Origin of the sequence: Salirhabdus sp. Marseille-P4669 (assembly GCF_900240405.1) — a bacterium.
GTDB lineage: Bacteria > Bacillota > Bacilli > Bacillales > Alkalibacillaceae > OEQK01.
In genome coordinates this window covers 216,563-238,944 of the sequence record NZ_OEQK01000006.1, presented here as the reverse complement: position 1 = coordinate 238,944, position 22,382 = coordinate 216,563, and the positions used below count along the sequence as shown (strand labels likewise).

At 38.7% G+C, this 22,382-nt stretch carries 21 protein-coding genes; 14 read left to right on the top strand and 7 right to left on the bottom strand.

Going from position 1 to position 22,382, the window contains the following annotated elements; genetic code table 11:
• The first annotated feature begins 6 nt into the window (after positions 1–6).
• Genes C1A05_RS13115 through C1A05_RS13100 form a run of 4 tightly spaced genes read left to right on the top strand, consistent with a single transcriptional unit; the run spans position 7 to position 4,007 of the window.
• A complete protein-coding gene (locus C1A05_RS13115) occupies positions 7–684 on the top strand; it encodes a 3-oxoacid CoA-transferase subunit B (protein WP_102028688.1) in 678 nt (225 codons plus the stop codon).
• Positions 685–701: 17 nt separating this feature from the next.
• Positions 702–1,478: a 3-hydroxybutyrate dehydrogenase gene (locus C1A05_RS13110; protein ID WP_102028687.1), complete on the top strand. Its 777-nt coding sequence runs from the start codon at positions 702–704 to the stop codon at positions 1,476–1,478.
• Between the two features lie 17 nt (positions 1,479–1,495).
• Positions 1,496–2,674, top strand: coding sequence for a thiolase family protein (locus C1A05_RS13105; RefSeq protein ID WP_102028686.1), 1,179 nt, complete (start codon positions 1,496–1,498; stop codon positions 2,672–2,674).
• Between the two features lie 49 nt (positions 2,675–2,723).
• Positions 2,724–4,007, top strand: a complete 1,284-nt coding sequence (locus tag C1A05_RS13100) for a GntP family permease (RefSeq protein ID WP_102028685.1) — start codon at positions 2,724–2,726, stop codon at positions 4,005–4,007.
• Here the strand turns inward: C1A05_RS13100 and C1A05_RS17880 are convergent.
• From C1A05_RS17880 to C1A05_RS13075, 5 genes are all read right to left on the bottom strand, one after another.
• The gene (locus C1A05_RS17880) at positions 3,990–4,478 is read right to left on the bottom strand and encodes a hypothetical protein (RefSeq protein WP_159462072.1); all 489 of its coding nucleotides are present in this window, start codon (positions 4,476–4,478) and stop codon (positions 3,990–3,992) included. The two genes, C1A05_RS13100 and C1A05_RS17880, sit on opposite strands and share 18 nt — an antisense overlap.
• Positions 4,479–4,694: 216 nt before the next feature.
• The gene (locus C1A05_RS13090; RefSeq protein WP_102028683.1) at positions 4,695–5,831 is read right to left on the bottom strand and encodes a hypothetical protein; all 1,137 of its coding nucleotides are present in this window, start codon (positions 5,829–5,831) and stop codon (positions 4,695–4,697) included.
• Positions 5,828–7,261, bottom strand: coding sequence for an alpha/beta fold hydrolase (locus C1A05_RS13085; protein ID WP_102028682.1), 1,434 nt, complete (start codon positions 7,259–7,261; stop codon positions 5,828–5,830). Before C1A05_RS13085 ends, C1A05_RS13090 begins: the two co-directional genes overlap by 4 nt.
• Positions 7,262–7,274: 13 nt before the next feature.
• Positions 7,275–7,904, bottom strand: coding sequence for a hypothetical protein (locus C1A05_RS13080; protein ID WP_102028681.1), 630 nt, complete (start codon positions 7,902–7,904; stop codon positions 7,275–7,277).
• On the bottom strand, positions 7,901–8,200 hold the full coding sequence (locus C1A05_RS13075) for a DUF4176 domain-containing protein (RefSeq protein WP_102028680.1): 300 nt from the start codon (positions 8,198–8,200) through the stop codon (positions 7,901–7,903). The genes C1A05_RS13080 and C1A05_RS13075 overlap by 4 nt, the downstream gene beginning before the upstream one ends.
• A 591-nt stretch (positions 8,201–8,791) precedes the next feature.
• On the opposite strand from C1A05_RS13075, the gene hpf reads away from it, so the two are divergent.
• The gene (hpf, locus tag C1A05_RS13070; RefSeq protein WP_102028679.1) at positions 8,792–9,346 is read left to right on the top strand and encodes a ribosome hibernation-promoting factor, HPF/YfiA family; all 555 of its coding nucleotides are present in this window, start codon (positions 8,792–8,794) and stop codon (positions 9,344–9,346) included.
• A gap of 291 nt (positions 9,347–9,637) precedes the next feature.
• On the opposite strand, the gene C1A05_RS18060 is transcribed toward hpf, so the two are convergent.
• Positions 9,638–9,790, bottom strand: coding sequence for a hypothetical protein (locus C1A05_RS18060; RefSeq protein WP_159462071.1), 153 nt, complete (start codon positions 9,788–9,790; stop codon positions 9,638–9,640).
• 176 nt (positions 9,791–9,966) lie between these two features.
• On the opposite strand from C1A05_RS18060, the gene C1A05_RS13065 reads away from it, so the two are divergent.
• The 9 genes from C1A05_RS13065 to C1A05_RS13025 all read left to right on the top strand — a co-directional run bounded on the left by C1A05_RS13065 (position 9,967) and on the right by C1A05_RS13025 (position 21,330).
• Positions 9,967–10,572, top strand: a complete 606-nt coding sequence (locus C1A05_RS13065) for a CadD family cadmium resistance transporter (protein ID WP_102028678.1) — start codon at positions 9,967–9,969, stop codon at positions 10,570–10,572.
• A 125-nt stretch (positions 10,573–10,697) separates the two neighbouring features.
• Positions 10,698–13,208, top strand: coding sequence for a preprotein translocase subunit SecA (gene secA, locus C1A05_RS13060; protein WP_102028677.1), 2,511 nt, complete (start codon positions 10,698–10,700; stop codon positions 13,206–13,208).
• A 534-nt stretch (positions 13,209–13,742) separates the two neighbouring features.
• Positions 13,743–14,841, top strand: a protein-coding gene (prfB, locus tag C1A05_RS13055; protein WP_102028676.1) for a peptide chain release factor 2 whose coding sequence is annotated in 2 segments (ribosomal slippage) — positions 13,743–13,805 and positions 13,807–14,841 — 1,098 coding nt in all. Because the reading frame shifts where the segments join, the coding sequence is not laid out codon by codon here.
• Positions 14,842–15,051: 210 nt separating this feature from the next.
• Positions 15,052–15,918, top strand: coding sequence for a YitT family protein (locus C1A05_RS13050; protein ID WP_102028675.1), 867 nt, complete (start codon positions 15,052–15,054; stop codon positions 15,916–15,918).
• Between the two features lie 66 nt (positions 15,919–15,984).
• Complete coding sequence (locus tag C1A05_RS13045) at positions 15,985–16,488, top strand: c-type cytochrome (protein WP_102028674.1); 504 nt, start codon at positions 15,985–15,987, stop codon at positions 16,486–16,488.
• A gap of 280 nt (positions 16,489–16,768) precedes the next feature.
• Positions 16,769–17,455, top strand: coding sequence for a cell division ATP-binding protein FtsE (gene ftsE / locus C1A05_RS13040; protein ID WP_102028673.1), 687 nt, complete (start codon positions 16,769–16,771; stop codon positions 17,453–17,455).
• Entirely contained in the window at positions 17,445–18,335 is an 891-nt protein-coding gene (gene ftsX / locus C1A05_RS13035; protein ID WP_102028672.1) for a permease-like cell division protein FtsX, read from the top strand. Before ftsE ends, ftsX begins: the two co-directional genes overlap by 11 nt.
• Positions 18,336–18,429: 94 nt before the next feature.
• Positions 18,430–19,719 (top strand): murein hydrolase activator EnvC family protein, encoded by a 1,290-nt coding sequence (locus C1A05_RS13030; RefSeq protein WP_102028671.1) that lies wholly within the window; start codon positions 18,430–18,432, stop codon positions 19,717–19,719.
• 126 nt (positions 19,720–19,845) lie between these two features.
• The gene (locus C1A05_RS13025) at positions 19,846–21,330 is read left to right on the top strand and encodes a S41 family peptidase (RefSeq protein WP_102028670.1); all 1,485 of its coding nucleotides are present in this window, start codon (positions 19,846–19,848) and stop codon (positions 21,328–21,330) included.
• 92 nt (positions 21,331–21,422) lie between these two features.
• Here the strand turns inward: C1A05_RS13025 and C1A05_RS13020 are convergent, their stop codons facing one another.
• Positions 21,423–22,340 carry a DUF6612 family protein gene (locus tag C1A05_RS13020; protein ID WP_102028669.1) on the bottom strand — a complete coding sequence of 306 codons (918 nt, stop codon included), beginning with the start codon at positions 22,338–22,340 and terminating at the stop codon, positions 21,423–21,425.
• Positions 22,341–22,382 lie beyond the last annotated feature (42 nt).

Here is a 22,382-nt window from a genome sequence, read left to right as displayed (position 1 = left end):
GAAAGAATGACCGTAAACCAATTAAGTAAAGCAGAAATTAGAGAAAAAATCGCGAAACGAGCTGAGCAGGAAATTGAAAGCGGTTACTATGTGAATCTTGGGATTGGTATGCCGACATTAGTTGCTAATTTCATTCAGGTGGATAAGGAGGTTGTGCTCCATTCTGAAAATGGATTGCTTGGCATTGGACCATATCCAACTGATGAAGAAGTCGACCCAGACCTAATCAATGCTGGTAAGGAAACGGTAACGGCATCCCTAGGTGCAGCTTATTTTAACAGTGCTGAGTCCTTTGGGATGGTGCGTGGTGGCCATTTGGACCTTGCTATATTAGGTGCAATGGAGGTTTCCGAGCAAGGAGACCTAGCGAATTGGATGATTCCGAAGAAAATGATTAAAGGAATGGGAGGTGCGATGGATATTGTTCATGGTGCAAAGAAGGTCGTGATCATCATGGAGCATGTCAATAAAAATGGCGAGTCGAAAATCTTACCTTCTTGCACCCTACCGCTTACAGGTAAAGGCGTGGTGAATCGAATCATTACCGAAAGAGCTGTGATTGATGTAGAAAAGAATGGACTTGTGTTAGTGGAGGTTCTAAATGGCTTTCGGGTAGAGGAAGTCTTGGAATCTACGAAAGCTAAGCTGACTGTAAGTGAGGATTTAAAAACACAGACGTATTAAAAAAGGGGGAAAATAAGATGGTTCAGGATAAAGTGGTTTTTATTACAGGAGCTGCAAGTGGAATTGGCTATCAAATTGGCGTGGAATTTGCGAAAAATGGAGCAAAGGTTGCTTTTTCAGATGTAAATGAAGAAAAGGTGAAGGAAGTTGCAGAGGAATTAAAAGAGCAAGGCTTTGACTGTATTGGGTTAAAGTGTGACGTAACAAATGAACAGGATATCCAACAAGCCATTGATGCAACAGTTGAACAGTACGGCAGACTTGATGTGCTTTTTAATAACGCTGGACTGCAGCACGTTGCCAACTTAGAGGAGTTCCCAACGGAAAAATTCGAATTTATTGTAAAAGTGATGCTAGTTGGTCCGTTTATGGCTACAAAGCATGCTTTTCCAATTATGAAAAAACAAGGCTCTGGTCGAATTTTAAATATGGCATCCATCAATGGCTTAATTGGCTTTGCCGGAAAAGCAGCCTACAACAGTGCCAAGCATGGGGTGATTGGCTTAACTAAGGTAGCCGCACTAGAGGGGGCAGAGCATGGTATAACGGTGAATGCAATTTGCCCAGGATATGTTGATACACCGTTAGTTCGTGGGCAATTTGATGATTTGGCGAAAACACGAAATGTACCAGTTGAAAAGGTACTTGAGGAAGTATTGTATCCACTCGTTCCACAAAAGCGTTTGTTAGATGTGCAAGAGGTTGCGGACTATGCTTTATTCCTAGCGAGCGAACAAGCGAAAGGCGTAACAGGTCAGGCAGTCGTTATCGATGGTGGATATACCACGCAATAAAAGGAGGGGAAACAACTATGGAACATGTTTATATTGTGGAAGGAGCCAGGACACCATTTGGCTCCTTTGGGGGAATGCTAAAGGATTCCAATCCAACAGACTTAGGAGTTACTGTAAGTAGAGAAGCGTTAAAAAGAAGCGGAATTCAAGCGGAACAGGTCGATTTTTCCGTATGGGGGAATGTGATTCATTCTGCTAATAATGCCCCTTATCTCTCTCGGCATATTGCCCTAAAAACCGGGCTACCAATTACAAGTCCAGCCCTTACTGTTAATCGATTATGTGGTTCAGGACTACAATCTGTTGTTTCCGCAGCACAATCTATTATGACGGGGGATGGAGAGGTCGGAATTGCAGGTGGCGTTGAGAATATGAGTATGGCTCCATACGCATTAAGAGGCAGCCGATTCGGAACAAAACTAGGAAAGCCGCAAATGGATGACATGCTTTGGGCTGCGCTGACTGATGAATATATCGGCAGTGGTATGGGAGTGACGGCAGAAAATCTGGCGGCGAAATACGAAATCTCCCGAGAGGAACAAGATGCTTATGCACTACTAAGTCATATGCGAGCTACCGAAGCGAGACAAAGTGAGAAGCTTCGTGATGAAATTGTTCCTGTTGAAGTGAGGTCGAGAAAAGGAAGCATTATGTTCGATGAGGATGAGCATATTCGTCCGGATACTAGTTTAGAAAAGCTAGCAAAATTAAAAGCTGCCTTTCAAAAGGATGGGACAGTAACGGGTGGCAATGCGAGTGGCATTAACGATGGTGCAGGTGCTGTTGTTGTAGCGGCTGACCGTTTCGTTAATAAAAACAACATCCAGCCACTAGCAAAAATACGTTCCTGGCACATTGCTGGTGTAGATCCTTCACAGATGGGAATTGGGCCTGTCCCGGCGATTAGAGGAGCACTAGAAAAGGCTGGCTTGTCTATAGATGCTATTGATTTATTTGAAGTGAATGAAGCCTTTGCCTCACAATATTTGGCTGTCGAAAAAGAATTAGGGTTGGACCGAGAGAAGGTTAATGTCAATGGAGGTGCAATTGCAATTGGTCATCCCATTGGCGCGAGTGGAACAAGGGTCCTGTACACCTTAATAAAGGAATTGAAGCGGACCGATAAGAAATATGGAGTAGCCTCCCTGTGTATCGGTGGGGGACAAGGAATTGCGATGGTTGTAGAAATTGTTTAAAAAAGTTCATTTAAAGATAAATAGAGACAATTAATAGGGAGGGTTTTGAATGTTTGGTATTATTCTTGGTCTTATTGTATTAATGGTACTTGCGTATTTGGGATGGTCCATCATCTGGGTTGCACCGATAGCAGCTGGTGTCGTTGCTCTAACTGGGGGATTAGATCTTTTAGACGCCTATTCCAATACGTATATGAGTGGATTTGTAAACTTTGCTAAACAATGGTTCCCAGTATTTATGCTTAGTGCTATTTTCGGTAAATTAATGGAAGATACAGGGATGGCAAAGTCTGTTGCAGTTTCATTATCTAAATTGATGGGAAAAGAACGTGCCATTTTAGGGGTGCTGTTATCATGTGCGGTATTGACCTATGGTGGTATTAGTCTATTCGTTGTCGTGTTTGCGGTTTATCCGTTAGCGTTATCAATGTTTCGTGAAGCTAATCTAAGCAGAAGGCTATTGCCTGCAACGGTAGCGTTAGGTTCCTTTACGTTTACAATGACAGCGATTCCAGGCACGCCACAAATTCAAAATTTGATTCCCATTCAATACTTTGAAACATCCCCGACCTCTGCGCCAATTATGGGGATCGTTGCAGCGGTAATTATGGGTGCTGGTGGTTATTATTATTTAATTAGAAGACAAAAGAAATTAACAGCACTTGGAGAAGGATTTGAAGAGCCGAAAGATAATAGTGTCGTGAAAGTAACTAGGGATACACCAAATGTGATCTTATCCTTACTGCCACTCGTTACCGTACTCGTTACATTAAATCTGTTAAAATGGGATATTATCGTTTCGTTGATTGCAGGTAACCTATTAATCTTGCTATTGAACATTACGAAAATCAAAGGATTTGTAAAAGCAATCAATGCAGGTGCAGTTGGATCTGTAACAGCTATTATTAATACCAGTGCTGCAGTTGGATTTGGAACAGTCGTTCAAGCAGTACCAGGATTTAAAAAGCTAACCGAAATTTTACTAGGAATTCCAGGCAACCCACTTATATCTGAGGCAGTAGCTGTTAACCTATTAGCAGGTGCAACAGGATCAGCTTCTGGTGGTATGGGAATTGCACTTGAAGCATTAGGCGAGAAGTATTACCAAGTCGCCATGGATTCTGGTGTAAGTCTAGATGCCTTCCACCGAATCGCCTCCCTATCATCCGGAGGCTTGGATGCACTCCCACATAACGGAGCGGTATTAACCGTTCTAACAATAACAGGAATGACACATAAAAACAGCTACAGAGACATCGCGGTAGTTGCGATAGGAATCCCAATTATAGCAACTGCAGCAGCAATCCTATTGGCATCATTCGGTATCTATTAATAGAAAAATCTCACTGGGTATTCCAGTGAGATTTTTTGATAATAATTGTTTTGTTGAATGATTATTCATAGGTGCTGTTGAATAGTGAATGGGTGTTGTTGAATTCTCATTAGATTTTGCTGAATTAAATGCTGAGACTGTTGAATCCGCATTGTATGTTGTTGAATCCCGCCCCACAACAGTTGAATTCGCATTGGATGATGCCGAATCCCGCCCCACAACAGTTGAATCCGCATTGTATGTTGCCGAATTCCACCCGCCAACAGTTGAATCCGCATTAGATGTTGCTAAATCCCGCTCCGCAACTGTTGAATCCGCATTGTATGATGCCGAATCCCGATCCGCAACAGTTGAATTCGCATTAGATGATGCGGAATCCCGCTCCGCAACAGTTGAATCCGCATTGGATGATGCGGAATCCCGCTCCGAAACTGTTGAATCCGCATTGTATCTTGTCGAATCCCGCCCCACAACAGTAGAATACGCTCCGCAACTGTTGAATCCGCATTGTATATTGTTGAATTCCACCCGCCAACTGTTGAATTCCCGCAAGATGTTGCCGAATTCCGCCCCCCAACTGCCGAATTCCCGCAAGATGTTGCCGAATCCCCGCAACAAGTTGCTAAATTCTAAGCAATCTCAAGAGAAAAACCAAAATTTAATGAAATAAGCTCAACTACCAACTCCCTACATCAACCCAAGATCAACTAAATAAGCCCTCAGATTCCCCTCATCCTGAAGGTCGATAAGTACATTAGTAAATCCTCCATCCCCAATAATTTTCCCGTGATAGCTTAATGTTAGGACAATAAAATCTTTATTAAAATAATAGACATATCCTATGCTTACCTTTTTGGATTCGAAGTCTAATTCTTTTGAAATCGTACCAAAGTCAATCGTAAATTCTCGTTCATAAATATCGTTACCTTTGGCATAGTTCTCGATTGTTTGAATCCTATGTTTTCCATCCGAAAGGTCTTCTGAACCGTGTGTATATCCATTCAAAAACACATATTTTCCATCTTCACTAATCAAATCATTTTCACCAACAGGGGTCATTTCTTTTGTTTCCGTATTAAAAATGGCAGTTTTATTAAAGGTGATTCTATAATTATCCGTCCCTTTGAAAATCGTAAAATAGTTATCGAATTCATCGTTATTCAATGCCTTTTTTAAACCCGCTTCGTTTAATGGTGTGATGGTGTATTCGGTTAAATCCTGATTTATAAAAAGATAATAGTTTTCTTGAGGGTTATCATTCGATTGATCATCTATTTCTAATGCAATTGTTTTTTCGTTAGCCCCGATTAAATTGATAATAAATTCACTTTCATTCGTAATATTGTACTCTTTCATTTCCTCGATTAAATCAATCGTTAATTCGTTTGTTTGATGTTTGATATTAATCACATAATCTTCACTAACAGATACATTTGGTAAAGAGTAATTGTCTATGTCTTCAAAGGGCTTACGTATAGTAGAACTGTCTTCAGAATGGAATAGCTTATTCCTTGTGAGACTCGGATTTTCCGATTGTAGTAATTGCTCATGAAACGTAGCTAGTTGGTCGTCTGTTAGTTGATAATACGTTATGTCTGTAGAGCCAGTAACCAAATTTCCTGACGCATAAATGTACTCCCTATCCTTATTGCGTAATTCCGTATCGATATTTCCTGTAATCAAATGCTTCATAAATCCGGTCAAAGCAGGACTTTTCTCTTCTGGCAATCCTTTAATATAGGTCATATCCTTCTTATCTTCACATCCAATCAATAAGGAAAGAAGTATAAAGAAAAGGGTAATCGTCTTATAACCTATTTTCATTTCTCCATACTCCCTTCTGCTTCTTCTAGCATTTTTACATTGATTTCGCTTATGAGAGCCCTAAAGTCCTCATCTTCTATTTCATATATATGGCTAGGGTTCGTAACACCAGTGCCATCCTCAATTTCATATTGAGGTCGATAATCAATTAAGTCCCCAAGTATTTCTCCGTTTTGACTTTCAACCGATACGGTATCATCACTATTTGTCTTATACTCGATTCGCTGTGGATTAATTGGGGAATGTGTATAGGTATATTCAATTCGGTAACCAGCTGCTGCAGTGATTTCCATTTCCAAAAGCTTTTCATATACTTCTGGATTCGCGGCTTTAAGATTGTGAAGATCTTCTGTCATTGGCTCACTGTTTAAATCTGTATAGGCGTTACTATAATACAGACCGTCCACATCATTTTGGTTATCTAGATTAAAGTCTAAATAGTCACTTGCTTCTTTCGGATTTTGCCCAATCCACTCAGCTAGCCAGCGAACATTATCCGCCATAGATCCTAACATGTTTGTATCGTATGGGGTTCCAATAGTAGTAATGCTGCGTACATGATCTGGATAGTCCATCGCAAATTGCAGGGATCTTCTACCTCCATAGCTATGGGCAAACATATCGATTTTTGTTTCGTCATTTAGTAAACCAAGGTTATTTAACTTACGAGCCAGATCGTCGCTTGTTTCCTGGCGATGCTCATTCATTTGTTCGGTATCGTATAATAGGTGTAATCGACCATTATTTTTAATGGCTTCTTCTTTTAGTTGAGTTAGCTTGGAATCATCTCGAATCAGAACGGCTTTACCATTATGGATAACATAATAAAGAATGGTACCATCCCTTCTCATATGAACGATAATGTCCCCTTCTTGACCGCCTTCTGTTGCCCCAATTAAAAATTCGTTGGAAGTGGATTCGATCCCATGAATGTATACTGAAACGTTTTTCATTCCAGAAAAGTCCCCGTTGTAGCCCGTTTCATTATTATATAAAATATGAATATCTGTTAATGCCGATCGTACAGGCACATGATATAGACGGACGGTATTCTGAAATTCAAGCTCCATCTCGTCTAATTTTGCCTTAGTGTTATTGTAATCCATTGTTATATACAAAATGTCGTTACCCATGGAGGACAGTCTGACAAACTCTGCCCCAGATTCATCTTTCTCCGAATCATATCGATTCCACGCATCTTCTATAAAGGTATTTAACTCATTAATCCAGCTATCTATTTCCGATTTGATATCATCGATTGTTATATGAAGAACATTCCCATCCACATTTGCGGAAACGGAAAAAACGCCACTTAAATTTGCAACGAAAATATTGTATAGATAACGAGATTGCGAGCGTTTTAACATACTATTTGCAGAGCTTCGATGTCTGTTTATTATTGCTGCTACCTCAGGGTGGTGACTGGACATTCGGCATCCCTCCTCATTTAATCATTTGATGGGATAAGAGATTATCAACACGAGTAAGCTCATCAATAAGGAGATGAGCACTTTTCGACATGTCTTCAATACGGTGTTTAGCCATTTGGATAATGGAGGATATTTGTGTCTTGGCGGAATGCCAGCTTGCATCTACATCATCCCATGGAAATGTAGTTTCATATATTACTTGATTGAGAAGGGTGTGAAATTCCGTTAACAAATCATCTACCGCAATTAAAGTCCCTTCAAATTGTTCCGTTTCATCCTTTAATGCATGTGGTGTGAGCTTTACTTCTTCCTCGAAACGATTGGTTGAAAAAGTATATTGATATTCCGCTCTACTCGTTAACGTGTTCGTAGCACAGGCAGCACTGTCCAAAGCAGCTACAGCATTTACAAAATTCAAAACCGTATCTGCAAAATATAACAATCTACTACTTAATTTACTGAAAAAGTCGAGATTCTTAACCATTTTTTCTTGTAAACGTACAGCAGCCTTGCCATGGTGTCGGTCTAGTTCCGCTTTAAAATAAGTCATTTGCTGTAGCAATGTGCTAAATTTTTCTTCAAGCCCCGAAATCATCGAACGTGTTTTTCCTGGCAAATCTTTATTAAAAGTTATGGTATTCATTCTTTCTTCTCCAAGCTAGAATCCTTATTTTCTGCTTCTACTAATAACCGATCCAGCTGCATTTCCTTTTCATCTACATATCCATAGTGATATAAGCGATGAATATCCTGGTGGTTAAACAAAATGAAAGGTTCCTTCGATTGTGTAAAACCATTCGGGTAGTTAACCGCAGCATAATCTCGAATCACATGATGGGTCTCTGAATACAATTGCCTTCCGATAATTAGCAACCGCCGTGAATCATTGTGTAGCCCTACAATACTACCAACCGGTAAATACTTCTTTGAAAAAAGCATGCTTCTTCTCCCCTTCTTACTTACCCTGTTTAGACCCTCTATAGAAGTATCATTAACTGAAAAATCATTTTACTTGTTAGCCATTTTAGGCAGATTCTTTGATTCTATACTGTAAACGGTCATTAAAATATGGACCCTTGAATTTATAAATAGATTTTGGAATTCTTAGCTGTTGAAATTTCGGAAATGAGTTTGTAACTTGAGAAGCTGTGAAGGATGTATGGATAGGTTTATGAAAAAGTGTTCGGAATCAATTTTTATTTGTAAAGGTAGCTATGGATTGTACAACAGCACTATGTTAGCCATACAATCGTAATTAATATTACAGAAGGTTAACAACTGAATAAATAGGATAAAAATACCTAATTTGTTAACAATCCAAGTATACATAGTTGGAAAGTATCGGTTGAAAAGTACTGGAAACGACGTAACTAGAATTATAAAAATTTATTCCGCTAAAATAGTCGGCTATTTGACTGTCTGTGATGATTTTCGACACAAAACATTCAAAATGAAGATTGTATGTTTATAGAGGAATTTTTTAGTTAATGGTAGAATAATAAGTGTAAAGGATGAAAGGAGGAACGTCTTATGAAATTTAACATAAGAGGCGAGAATCTAACAGTTACAAATGCAATTGGGGAATATGTGGAGAAGAAAATAGGCAAATTGGAGAAGTATTTTCAAGAAGCTCCAACATCTGAGGTACATGTGAACTTAAGCGTTTACAATGGGCAACAACGCATTGAAGTAACGATTCCTATGCAGGACCTCCTATTACGAGCAGAGGAAAAGCATCAAGATTTATATGCAGCAATCGATCTAGTAATTGATAAGCTTGAGCGACAAATTCGTAAATATAAAACAAAGGTAAATAGAAAAGTTCGACAATCTGGATCTCCAAAATATGTGTTCGCAGAAATGGAAAGAGACTTTTTCGTCAACAATGAAGAGGTAGAAGAGGATTCTCTTGACATTGTTCGCACAAAACGATTTGATTTAAAACCAATGGATTCAGAGGAAGCGGCTTTACAAATGGATATGCTAGGACATAGTTTCTTCGTTTTCCGAAACGCAGAAACAGGTGATACGAACGTAGTATATCGACGCAATGATGGTCGATATGGCTTAATAGAACCGAATTAATAAATATAGAATAACAAGTTAATCGATGTGAAGTTCACCCCGTAAGTTAGACGATTTCCTTCTAGCTATCGGGGTGTTTTTATGTCCAATTTTATTATTGTAAAAAAATAATTTTTTTCAGTTTTTCTAAAATTTTAGTCTTTAACACCCATATTTCTCCTAAAATCTTCAATTTATAAATCTATTCTTTTCTTTTCGACACAAATCTACAGGTAGTTTTCACAAAATAGGTATTTTTATCCATTTTTATTATATGGTATAAATTACTTAAATAAAGTAAAGGAGGCGTATTCATGAAACCCCATCTGTCGTGTCCCCATTGCCAAAAACTAGAAAGCCGAATTCAACAGCACGAAAGGTATATCGCACAATTAGTGGATATCCTTGCCAAAACAAATGAAAAAGTGCTGGATTTGGAAAGAAGGCAATTATTGTTATCAGCATTTCCGAACTCCCGTCCCATAAATTGATTTGATGATGAACATCTGCCCCTATTTATGAATAGAATACGTATCCTACTTTATTAGCAGCTACCCCTGGCTGCTTCTTTTTTTCATTTAAGTATATTTTCATGGAATCATGTGAAAAAATGGAGATAAGAATTTTTTGGAGGCGGCAGTATGTTTTTTTCTATGATTACTGCAATAGTCACATTCCTTGCTACGAGTATAGACGAATTGTTTGTGCTAACCATCCTATTTACCCAAGCCAAAGACAAGTATTCTATTAATCAGATTTATATTGGACAAATACTAGGAATGCTTATCCTGCTTGTCCTAACAACATTTACCGTATTCGGAATACAGGTTATTAGTATGAAATGGATCGGTTTACTAGGTTTCATTCCTATTTTTATAGGGTTACGTATGTGGATTGTTGGTGAAGATGATGATGACGAAGATGAAGTGATTGAAAAGGCCTATAGATACAATAGTTTATTGCTTAGTGTCGCTTTTATTGCAATTGCAGGAGGGGCAGAAGAGCTTGCCATCTATATCCCGTATTTTTCAACGTTAACTTCTTTCGAGTATATCGTAGTTTTCCTTCTGTTTCTTATCTTTGTACCCATATGGTGTACCATTTGCCGGAAGCTTTCCAGAATAAAAGCAATGGAAGATACTTTGGAAAAATACGAAAGAGTGCTCGCTCCAATAGTATTTATTGGATTAGGAATATACGTATTAATGGAGAATCACACATGGAGAGCAATAAGCAGTATTCTTTAAGTTTTGCTAGAAATTCCCTTCTATTTGCGTATTTTGTTGTCCATATTCCCCATAAATGTTATGATTATTGTTGGACAAATGTATGTATAGATTAGTTGATTCTTTAAAATAGAGGTGCAAACTTTATGCGAGGAATATTAAAAAAAGTTTTTGGTGACGGTAACTCGCGCCAGTTGAAAAAGTTAGAAGCAATTGCAGATCAAATTGAAGCACTTGAGCCTGAGATGCAAAAACTAACAGATGCACAGTTAACAGAAAAAACCGAAGAATTTAAGCAACGTTATCAAAACGGGGAATCATTAGATGATTTGCTTCCTGAAGCATATGCAGTTGTACGTGAAGGGGCAAACCGTGTATTAAAAATGCGCCCATACTATGTACAGCTATTAGGTGCTATTGCATTGCACAATGGTGATATTGCGGAAATGAAGACAGGGGAAGGTAAAACATTAGCTTCCACAATGCCTGCTTATTTGAATGCTATTACTGGAAAAGGTGTTCATATTATTACGGTAAACGAATACCTCGCTGATCGTGATGCGAAAGAAATGGGACAGCTGTTTGAGTTTCTTGGCTTAACAGTTGGTTTAAATGCAAACGGCCAATCAAAGGAAGAAAAGCGTGAAGCATACGCTGCTGATATTACGTATGGAACAAACAATGAATTTGGCTTTGATTATTTGCGTGACAACATGGTGTTGTATAAGGAGCATATGGTGCAGCGTCCGTTGCATTATGCCATCATTGACGAGGTCGACTCGATTTTAATTGATGAAGCCCGTACTCCATTAATTATCTCTGGTTCCGCTTCTAAATCCGAGAATGCATATATACAAGCGAACCAATTTGTACGAGGTTTGAAATTTGAAGAAGATTACACATATGATGAAAAAACAAAAAATGTTCAGTTAACAGAAGAAGGAATCAACAAAGCGGAAAGCTTTTACAATCTCGAAAACTTATATGACATTTCCAACGTATCCGTAACTCACCATATAAACCAAGCCCTAAAAGCACATGTTGTGATGAAGCGAGATACAGATTATGTCGTCGAAGAGGGAGAAGTTGTAATCGTTGACCAATTTACAGGTCGTTTAATGAAAGGTCGTCGTTACAGCGATGGACTACACCAATCCATTGAGGCGAAGGAAGGCTTGGCAATTCAAAAGGAAAGCATGACCCTTGCGACGATTACATTCCAGAACTTATTCCGTATGTATGAAAAGCTTGCTGGTATGACTGGTACCGCGAAGACGGAAGAAGAAGAATTCCGAAACATTTACAATATGGATGTTGTTGTAATTCCTACGAACAAACCAATTGCTCGTGATGACCGTCCAGACTTAATTTTTAAAACGATGGAAGGGAAATTTAAAGCAGTTGTAGAGGATATTAAACAACGTCATCAAACTGGCCAGCCAGTACTAGTTGGTACAGTAGCCGTTGAAACATCTGAGTTGATTTCGAAGCTACTAAAAAAAGCTGGTGTGCCACACAATGTATTGAACGCAAAAAACCATTTTCGTGAAGCAGAAATTATCCTACAGGCTGGTCAAAAAGGTGCCGTAACGATTGCGACAAACATGGCCGGTCGTGGTACAGATATTAAACTTGGTGAAGGGATAAAAGAGCTTGGTGGTTTAGCTGTAATTGGTACCGAGCGCCATGAATCCCGCCGTATTGACAACCAGTTACGTGGTCGTTCTGGTCGTCAAGGTGACCCAGGTATTACCCAATTTTACTTATCCTTAGAAGACGAACTAATGCGTCGCTTCGGTTCTGATAACATGAAGGCGATGATGGAGCGTCTTGGTATGGATGATACCCAGCCAATTGAAAGTAAAATGGTTTCCCGTGCTGTAGAATCTGCACAAAAACGTGTAGAAGGAAACAACTTTGATGCTCGTAAAACCTTACTTTCCTATGATGATGTGCTTCGTCAGCAGCGTGAAATTATTTACGAACAGCGTTATCAGGTGCTCACAGCAGAAAGTCTGCGTGAGATTGTAGAAGGTATGATTGAAGCAAATGTTCAAAGTAAAGTTACCTCCTTTACAAGTGATGAGGATGACGTAAACTGGGAGCTTGCAGCATTAGCGGATTACGTGAATGCAAATCTTCTAGAGCAGGATAGTGTATCTGAAGCTGACTTCAAAGGAAAAGAGCCGGAAGAAATGTCAGAGCTTATCATGGAGAAAGTGAAAGCAAAATATGATGAGAAAGAACAAGAGCTATCCTCTGAACAAATGCGCGAATTCGAAAAAGTTATTCTTCTACGTGTAGTAGATACGAAATGGATGGACCACATTGACCAAATGGACCAGCTACGTCAAGGTATCCACCTACGAGCTTACGGCCAAACCGATCCATTGCGTGAATACCAGATGGAAGGCTTTGCGATGTTTGAGGCGATGGTTGATTCAATGAACGAAGAAGTATCTCGTTACATCATGAAAGCCCAAATTCGCGATAATTTACAACGTCAAGAAGTTGTAAAAGGTGCAAAAGCCGTTTCTGGCGGTGGCGACAAAACACCGAAGAAAAAGACACCATATGTAAAGAAAGAAACAACAGGCCGTAACGACCCATGCCCATGCGGAAGTGGTAAGAAATATAAACACTGTCATGGTGCATAATCAAATCGAGACACTCCACTAGGTTGAAGTGGAGTGTCTTTTAAGGTAATTGATTGTTTTGCGGTTGCGGGATTAATTAAGGATTTTGAATGAATATTTTTAGATTTTGAATGAATATTATCGAATGTTGCGGGATTATCTCATTATATTGCATGATTAAATGCGGAGACTGATGAATTGTTCATCTTCTTGGATGAAAAAGTGCCGAACTTGAGTGAATGTTTCATTTTATTTAATGAATAATTAAGGAATTTGTTGAATTATTTATTAAATTTTATGAAAAAGTGTGCTGACTTAAAGAATAAATCATCTTACTGAATAAATATTTGCCAATCTTAATGAATTATTTCATTATCTTGAAGGAATCTCACGAGTATTTAAAGGATTATCCCATTCATTAAATGAAAATACACCAAACGCACTGAATACATTCGAACATTCTAAATAAATATCGAGCGTTACCCTTAAAAACAATCCAACCCAACCAGAATACAATAAAAATAAATTTATATACTAAATTTTGAGGTGAACAGAATGGACTTAGCAGAAATAAGATCAGAATTAAACAATAGTGAAAAACGGTTAGAAGACTTTAGGGGGTCTCTTTGACTTAGATGAAAAGAAAAAGCGCATTGCCGAATTAGAGGTGGAAATGTCTGAGCCTGGTTTTTGGGATAATCAAGAAAAAGCGCAAAAAATAATCAGCGAAGTAAATGGTTTAAAAGACCTTGTTCAAACATTTGAAAAAAATGAAGAAGCACTTGAGAATTTAACGGTTTCTTATGAGCTAGTAAAAGAGGAAAATGATGAAGAATTACGTGCGGAGCTAGAAGAGGAAATTCAAGATTTAACGAAGAATTTAAACCAATTCGAGCTTCAGCTTTTACTTAGTGAGCCATACGATAAAAATAATGCCATCTTGGAATTACATCCTGGTGCAGGTGGTACGGAATCACAGGACTGGGCGAGCATGCTTTTACGGATGTATCAGCGCTGGGCAGATGATAAAGGATTCTCTGTGGAAACATTGGATTATTTACCTGGTGATGAAGCAGGAGTAAAAAGTGTTACCCTATTGATCAAAGGTCACAATGCATACGGCTATCTAAAAGCGGAAAAAGGGGTGCATCGTCTTGTGCGTATTTCCCCATTTGATTCATCCGGCCGCCGTCATACATCGTTTGTATCCTGTGATGTTGTTCCAGAATTCGATAACGATGTAGAAATCGATATTAAAACAGAAGATTTAAAAATTGATACGTATCGTTCGAGTGGTGCAGGTGGACAGCACGTTAACACAACTGATTCTGCTGTACGGATTACCCACATTCCTACGAATACGGTAGTGACGTGTCAATCGGAGCGTTCCCAAATTAAAAACCGGGAGAAAGCCATGAAGATGCTGCAGTCGAAATTGTATGCACTTGAGATTGAAAAGCAACAAGCGGAAATGAATGAAATTCGTGGAGAACAAAAGGAAATTGGCTGGGGAAGTCAAATTCGATCTTACGTATTCCATCCATACTCCATGGTAAAAGACCATCGTACAAATGTTGAGATTGGAAATGTAAATGCCGTTATGGACGGAGAATTGGATCCGTTTATCGATGCATATTTGAGGGCGAATTTATAATCGCGAGTCGCAGGAGATAACTTAAAGTTGTCTCCTGTTTTTTTATTTATAGTCACTAGCACCTAACGCTGAAAACCCACACACACCACTCCATCACCGTAGTAAAGCTTTAACTTACTGTCATTTACACCCCTTTGTTTCATGTGTTATATTCCAAACGGTTAAAGAAAAAGATAGAGATATATTTATGTATGGAAGAGGAGTTATAGTATGTTTCGTAAAAATAGTCGTCAGCCTTTATCAGATAAAGCACAAGTGATACAAGATTATGTATATGTTATTTTAGGATCCTTTTTTATAGCCTTTGCATTTAATTTGTTTTTATTACCAAACGATGTTGCTTCTGGTGGAGTAGCGGGAATTAGTATTATTTTGGACGAAATATTCGGCATCGAGCCTGCATTTAGCCAGTGGGGTTTAAATGTTCCATTATTTTTAGCTGGGGTTATCATTTTAGGCGCTAATTTTGGGATTAAGTCTTTAGTTGGAACATTAGCTTTACCACTTTTCGTATATGTAACAAAAGATTTTACACCAGCTACCATGAATCCATTATTAGGCTCTATTTTTGGTGGAATGGGTGTTGGAATGGGTCTTGGTATTGTATTTCGTGGGCGTGCATCGACTGGGGGAATAGATGTTGCGGCACAAATATTACACAAGTATACCGGAATTTCATTAGGGTTATGTATTGCCATTTTTGATGGCTCTATCGTGTTAACATCAGCCTTTGTTTTTAATGTAGAACAAGCGCTATATGCATTAATTGGCTTGTTTGCGACGAGCCGAACCATTGATTTGATTCAAGTTGGTTTTACAACATCAAAAAATGTCATGATAATTTCGGATAAAGTGGAAGAAATGAGGAAAGCTATATTTGTAAATATTGATCGCGGTGTAACAATCCTGAACGGTGAAGGTGGTTACACAGGCGAGCAACGAAGCATCATCATGTGTGTAGTCGACCAGAAAGAATTCACTAAATTGACAAAAACTGTGAATAATGTTGATTCCAAAGCCTTTGTTATTGCAATGTCTGCTGCAGAGGTATTGGGTGAGGGTTTTAAATCAAAATAGTTGGGTTATAATATGCTTGAAGTGTAGGCTACGCACTTTGAAAACCTAATTAAGGGGGAAATAGTAATGAAGCAGAAATTATTAGCTTTACTATTTGGCTCAGTTCTTGTACTTGCTGCTTGTGGTGGTGGGGATGAAGACACTGGTGATGACACTGGTGCAAATGAAGATACAGGCACAGATACAGAACAACCAGCAGATGAAGGCGGCACAACAGATGAAGGCAATGCTACAGACGATGGAAATGCAACAGATGAAGGTACAACAACAGAAGAAGGCGAAGAAGATAACAATGCTGCTGAAGATCCAGAGTCTGAAACTGGCGAAGAAGGCGACGCTGGAACAGTTGATACTGCTGCTGCAGAAAAGATTTATCAAAACAACTGCTCCATGTGTCATGGTGCTGATCTAGCTGGTGCTGTTGGACCGAACCTACAACAAGTTGGTGCAAGATACAGCCAAGAAGAAATTCAAAACATCATCCAAAATGGTAAAGGCGGAATGCAAGCTGTTAACATTAGTGATGAGGATGCAAACACGGTAGCTACATGGCTAGCTGCTAAAAAGTAATACGTACTTGTATAACCTGGTTGGTAATTTTAGCTAATCAGGTTATTATTTTTGTGTCAAAACCCCTTCTATTCTCCTATTTTTTCGGACACATCCCTCTATCTTTATATGAAACAAAACTGTAATAAAATTAAGGTCTCAAAAATAGTCGAAAAATGGTATAATAGACGAAGCTTATTATTACAAAATAGTTGTTCATTCTTCAAAATAACCAAATAAATTCAGATATATATACATCTCTGTGACAAAATACAACTGGAGAGGCATAGGTGGTAGTTCGATGATTGAAATGAAGGGAGTACGTAAAGTATATCCAAACGGTGTGACCGCACTGAACGGTATTTCTCTTAATATTGAACAAGGTGAATTCGTATACGTGGTTGGGCCGAGTGGTGCTGGTAAATCCACATTTATTAAACTCATGTATCGCGAAACAACGCCAACTTCAGGCAGTGTATTAATTAACGGACATGATCTTAGTGAAGTAAAACGAAAAGATATACCAAAGCTTCGTCGTGATATTGGAGTAGTCTTTCAGGATTTTAAATTACTTCCAAGGCTAACGGTATATGAAAATGTAGCGTTCGCATTAGAAGTAATTGAAGAATCTCCAAAGAAAATTCGCCGTAAAGTTATGGATGTACTTGACTTAGTAAAATTAAAAAACAAAGCAAGATTTAAACCAACGGAGTTATCTGGTGGGGAGCAGCAGCGTGTTGCGATTGCTAGAGCGATTGTAAACAATCCGAAGATTATGATAGCGGACGAGCCTACAGGTAACCTGGACCCAGATACTTCATGGGATATTATGCGTATTTTTACAGAAGTAAATAATCGTGGCACAACGGTTCTTATGGCAACACACAGTAAAGATATTGTAAATACATTTAAGCAAAGAGTTGTCGCGATAGAGCAAGGCCGCATCGTAAGAGACGAACAAAGGGGTGACTACGGGTATGAAGCTTAAAACACTAAAACGCCACTTTGTTGAAGGTAGTAAAAATATTGTACGTAATGGTTGGATGACCGTTGCTTCAGTCGGGTCTGTAACAACAACCTTGATATTAGTCAGTGTTTTCCTAGTATTAATCTTTAACTTAAACACCATTGCAACAAACGTTGAAGAGGATGTAGAAATTAAAGTTTACATTGATTTAGCTGCAGATCAAGCCGCCATTGATAAACTCGAATCTCAAATAAAAACTATAGAAGAAGTATCCTATTTACAATTTTCCTCAAAAGAAAATGAATTAGAAGAGCTAATTGCTGACTTAGGTGAAGAGGGAGAATATTGGGGGATGTTTGAACAGGACAACCCACTAAATGATGCCTTCGTCGTCAAAACCGAAGACCCACTTGATATTAAAAAGGTAGCTACCTCTATTAATAAATTTGACAATGTTTTTAGTGTGGAATACGGAGAAGAAGTCATTCAAAAACTATTCAAATTTAACGAGTATGCAAGATATATTGGTATAGCCCTAATTGCAGCATTAATTCTTACAGCAGGATTCTTAATTTCCAATACAATTAAAATTACAATCATTGCTCGGAGTAGAGAAATCAACATTATGAAGCTAGTAGGGGCAACAAATGGTTTTATTCGCTGGCCGTTCTTCATTGAAGGACTGTTAATGGGACTATTAGGAGCAATCATTCCAGTAGTTGTTGTCTTAGTCGGCTACCATTACCTTTACGATAGCTTACAGGGTGTCAATTTCCCTTACTTTGAACTCCTTCCATACAACCCATTTGCATGGCAAATTGCTCTTATCCTATTAGGAATTGGGGCAGTTATTGGTATGTGGGGTAGTGTGATGAGTGTTCGTAAATTCTTAAAAGTGTAAATATGCAAAAGGTACATGCACGAAGCATGACCTTTTGTATCTTTTGATTTTAATAGATTGATAGAATAGTAAGTGAAGGGGAGGAAAAAAACGCGTGAAAAAGAAAGTTTTTGCACTCGGTTCTGCATTTACCGTCATGTTAACAACCGTAACTTTTTCCAGTGGGACAAGCATTCAGGCAACAAGCTCTGAGGAGATTGAACAGGAAATAAATGAATTGGAAAATAAAAAAGAAGATATTACAGAAGAAAAAAGTACGATAACTAATCAACAAGAAGAAACAGAACAAAAAATTGCTACTAATCAAGCAGAGCAAGAACGAATTAATAACGAGATTATTTCGATTGACCAACAATTAACCCAAACTGAAACAGAAATTGCAACAACGGAAGGTCAAATTGAGGAAACCATTCAAGAAATAGAAGAGCTAGAAAAAAATATAGGTGAGTTAGAAACAAGAATTGCAGAGCGTAATGAATTACTTAAAAACCGCCTTCGTACTCTTCAACAAAACGGCGGAGAAATTAGCTACTTAGAAGTTATTTTAGGTGCTAAGGATTTTGGGGATTTTTTAAGTCGAAGTAACGCGGTAAACACCATAATGGGTCAAGATAAAAAAATCATGGACCAACAAAAGACAGAAGTAGAATTACTTCAAGTAAGTAAAATTGAAGTAGAAGAGAAGAAAACAAGCTTAGAAGATCAAAAAGAAACACTAGTTGCTTTAGAAAAGCAGTTGAGCGAACAACGTTCACAAAAAGAGACGCTCATGGCACAGCTTGAGCATGAAGAAGAAGAATTGCATAAGCACCAAATGACATTACAAGAAGAAGCAGACCTTTTAGCAAGTCAAGAAGCAGCCTTTGCGAAATTAATTGAAAAGCGTTCCGCTGACCTAGAGGAAGCGAAGAGAGCAGAGGAGCTTGCCCGCCTATCCCAAGAGTCAAATAATGGTGGTGACAGCTCAGGCACACCTCCAGTGACGAGTGGAAGCTTTATGCGACCAGCACAAGGTTATGTTTCCTCAGAATTTGAACCAAGATGGGGATCCTTCCACTATGGACTTGATATTGCTAAGGGTGGAACAGTACCAATTGTTGCATCTGCATCTGGTTATGTCATCCGTTCTTACTTATCTGGATCTTATGGTAATGCTGTTTTTATCGCCCATGATATTGATGGTCAAATGTTTACAACGGTGTATGCACATATGCGTAACCGTGAAGTATCAACTGGCCAATGGGTAAACAAAGGAGAAATTATCGGTTATATGGGTAATACTGGACAATCGTTTGGACAGCATTTACACTTTGAGGTGCACGTTGGAGAATGGAACGGAGCGAAATCAAACGCTGTGAACCCACGGAATTACGTAAGCTTCTAATTCGGACATGTTTACGTAAAAGATATCATATAGTATTATAAAAGGCATCGCACATACGGTGAGATGTCTTTTTCCTTTCAAGGAAGCAAAAGTAGAGAAACATAAACAGAAATAGAGGTGATTGCCATGAACATAAAAAACCGTTACTTAGTTGTCATTGTGTTAATTGCTGTCCTTTTTGGTGGGGCGTTAACCTACACAGCATTAGAAGTAATTGGGAATAATGAGGAGAAGGTGGCACAAGATGCATCTTCTACAAAAACAGCAGAGGAAAAAAGTAAGGAAGTACAGAATGCTGTAGTTGAGCCTGATGCAAATTCAGATCAATTCTCTAAGTTTATGAATGCCTATGCTATTATTAAGGACAACTACATAGAGCAAGTGGAAGATGAGGAACTAGTAGAAGGTGCCATTCAAGGGATGTTAGAAGTGTTAGATGATCCACATACCGTCTACATGGACCTTGAGACAGTGGAACAGTTTAATGACAGTATTGAATCTTCCTTTGAAGGAATTGGTGCAGAAGTAAATATGGAAGATGGCGTAGTAACGATTGTAGCGCCAATTAAAGGTTCGCCAGCTGAAGACGCTGGGCTAATGCCTAAAGATCAAATTTTACAAGTAGATGGTGAAAGCTTAGAAGGCTATGATTTATATGAAGCGGTATCGAAAATTCGTGGAGAAAAAGGTTCCACCGTTACCTTACAAATCCGACGACCAGGCGTTGATCAGTTGTTAGAGGTGGATGTAGTACGGGATGAGATACCGATTGAAACGGTTTATAAGAGTGTAAGAGAAGTTGATGGTAAGAAGACAGGGGTTATTGAAATTACTTCCTTCTCAACGGATACGGCTCGAGATTTCAATAAAGCACTGGAAGAGCTGGAAGCGGAAGGTATAGATGGATTAGTCATTGATGTTCGCGGAAACCCAGGTGGATTATTTGAATCGGTAGAGGTTATTTTAGAAAACTTTATACCAAAGGATCAGCCGTACGTGTTATTTGAACACCGTAATGGAGAAAAACAACGATTCTATTCTGGTACCAATGATAAAAAAGACTATCCAATTAGTGTCTTAATGAATAATGGTAGTGCCTCTGCATCTGAGATTTTAGCAGCAGCAATGAAAGAAGCTGGCTATGACATCGTTGGGGAACAGAGCTATGGTAAAGGAACAGTGCAAAAAACACTTCAGCTTGGTGATGGCAGCAACATTAAAATTACTGTGTACAAGTGGCTAACACCAAGTGGAGAATGGATCAATGAAAAAGGTGTGGCACCAACAATCGAGGCGAAACAGCCGGAGTTTTTCTATACAACTCCATTCCAAGTAGAAGAGCCATACACATTCGATATGTCCAATGATGCAATTGCCAATATCCAAAAGATGTTAAAAGGCATTGGATATGATCCTGGACGGGAAGATGGCTATTTCAGCAAAGAGATGGAAGAAGTCGTGAAAAAGTTCCAAACGGATCATGGCTTAACTGCTTCAGGTCAAATTGATAAAGATACCGGAGCAAAAATTCAAGAAGTAGTAATGGATGCAGTAAGAGATGAAGAAAATGATAAGCAAATGAATACAGCCTTAAAAGAACTTTATCAATAAGAAAAAATCCGCGGAAATGACCGCGGATTTTTCTGTTTTAGAGAAGAAATAAAAAAGCTTCAGAATAATCTCCTGAAGCTTTTAGCATCATTTTAGTTTGCGGACTGCGCCGCAGAATCGATTACTTCCTGTGGAACTGTTATTTCACTAAGGTGATTGTATTCGGATACACCATATTCCAATAGTAATGCAACGCCTGTTTCACCCAATTCAGGGTCATTACCCGTCATCTCGATATCAAATTGCATATAGTTTAATAAATTTGTGGATGGGTCTACTTCAATCATAAACGTATTTAGAAATACTTCGTAGTCCACGCTACTATCAAGACCCATTTGGCTCTGAGCAGCTAAAAAGCCATCTATAAAATCGTGGGATTCTAATTTCTGTTCATCTAAGTATAAGACGATATTGCCATCTATTTCGTCAACTTGTAATTGACTTGCTAATCCTTGCATGCTTTGAACAACATCCAAGCCAGTTGATGGTGGGATACCGAAGCCAGCTCCATCTAGAACCCAACCTTCACCGAGCATTGAGTTTTTCGTGTATGTGGCATCGATTGTTTGATAGACCTCCATATCCATATCCATCGTTTGTCCTTGCATATCTAGATACATATTTCCAGTCGTATGGTGTTCTCCGGTTGTATGTAATTGATCCGTTTCAAAATCGAAGGACATTGTTCCTTCTTCAGTTCCGGCTTTAATATCCATTTGCATCGAGATTTCACTGCTACTGCTTTCAACATTTTCGAAAGCTGCTTCTAATTGCTCATAAATTTTAACTGCTTCATCGGAACCACCAGCTGGCGTATCTTGTTCCTCTGTTCCTTCTTCCTCTGTAGGGTCGTCTGCAGGTTCTTCTTCGGAATTTGCTTCTTCATCAGGTGCTTCGCTTTCCGTAGTTTTTGGCTCCTCAGCATCCTTTGAAGCCTTGTCATCATCTGAACAAGCGGCTAATAGTAATGTTAACAGAAATAAAAGCGATAATTTCGTCAAAAATTTCAAATCTCCACCTCCATGGTTTTTTAACAACAATCACATTATAAT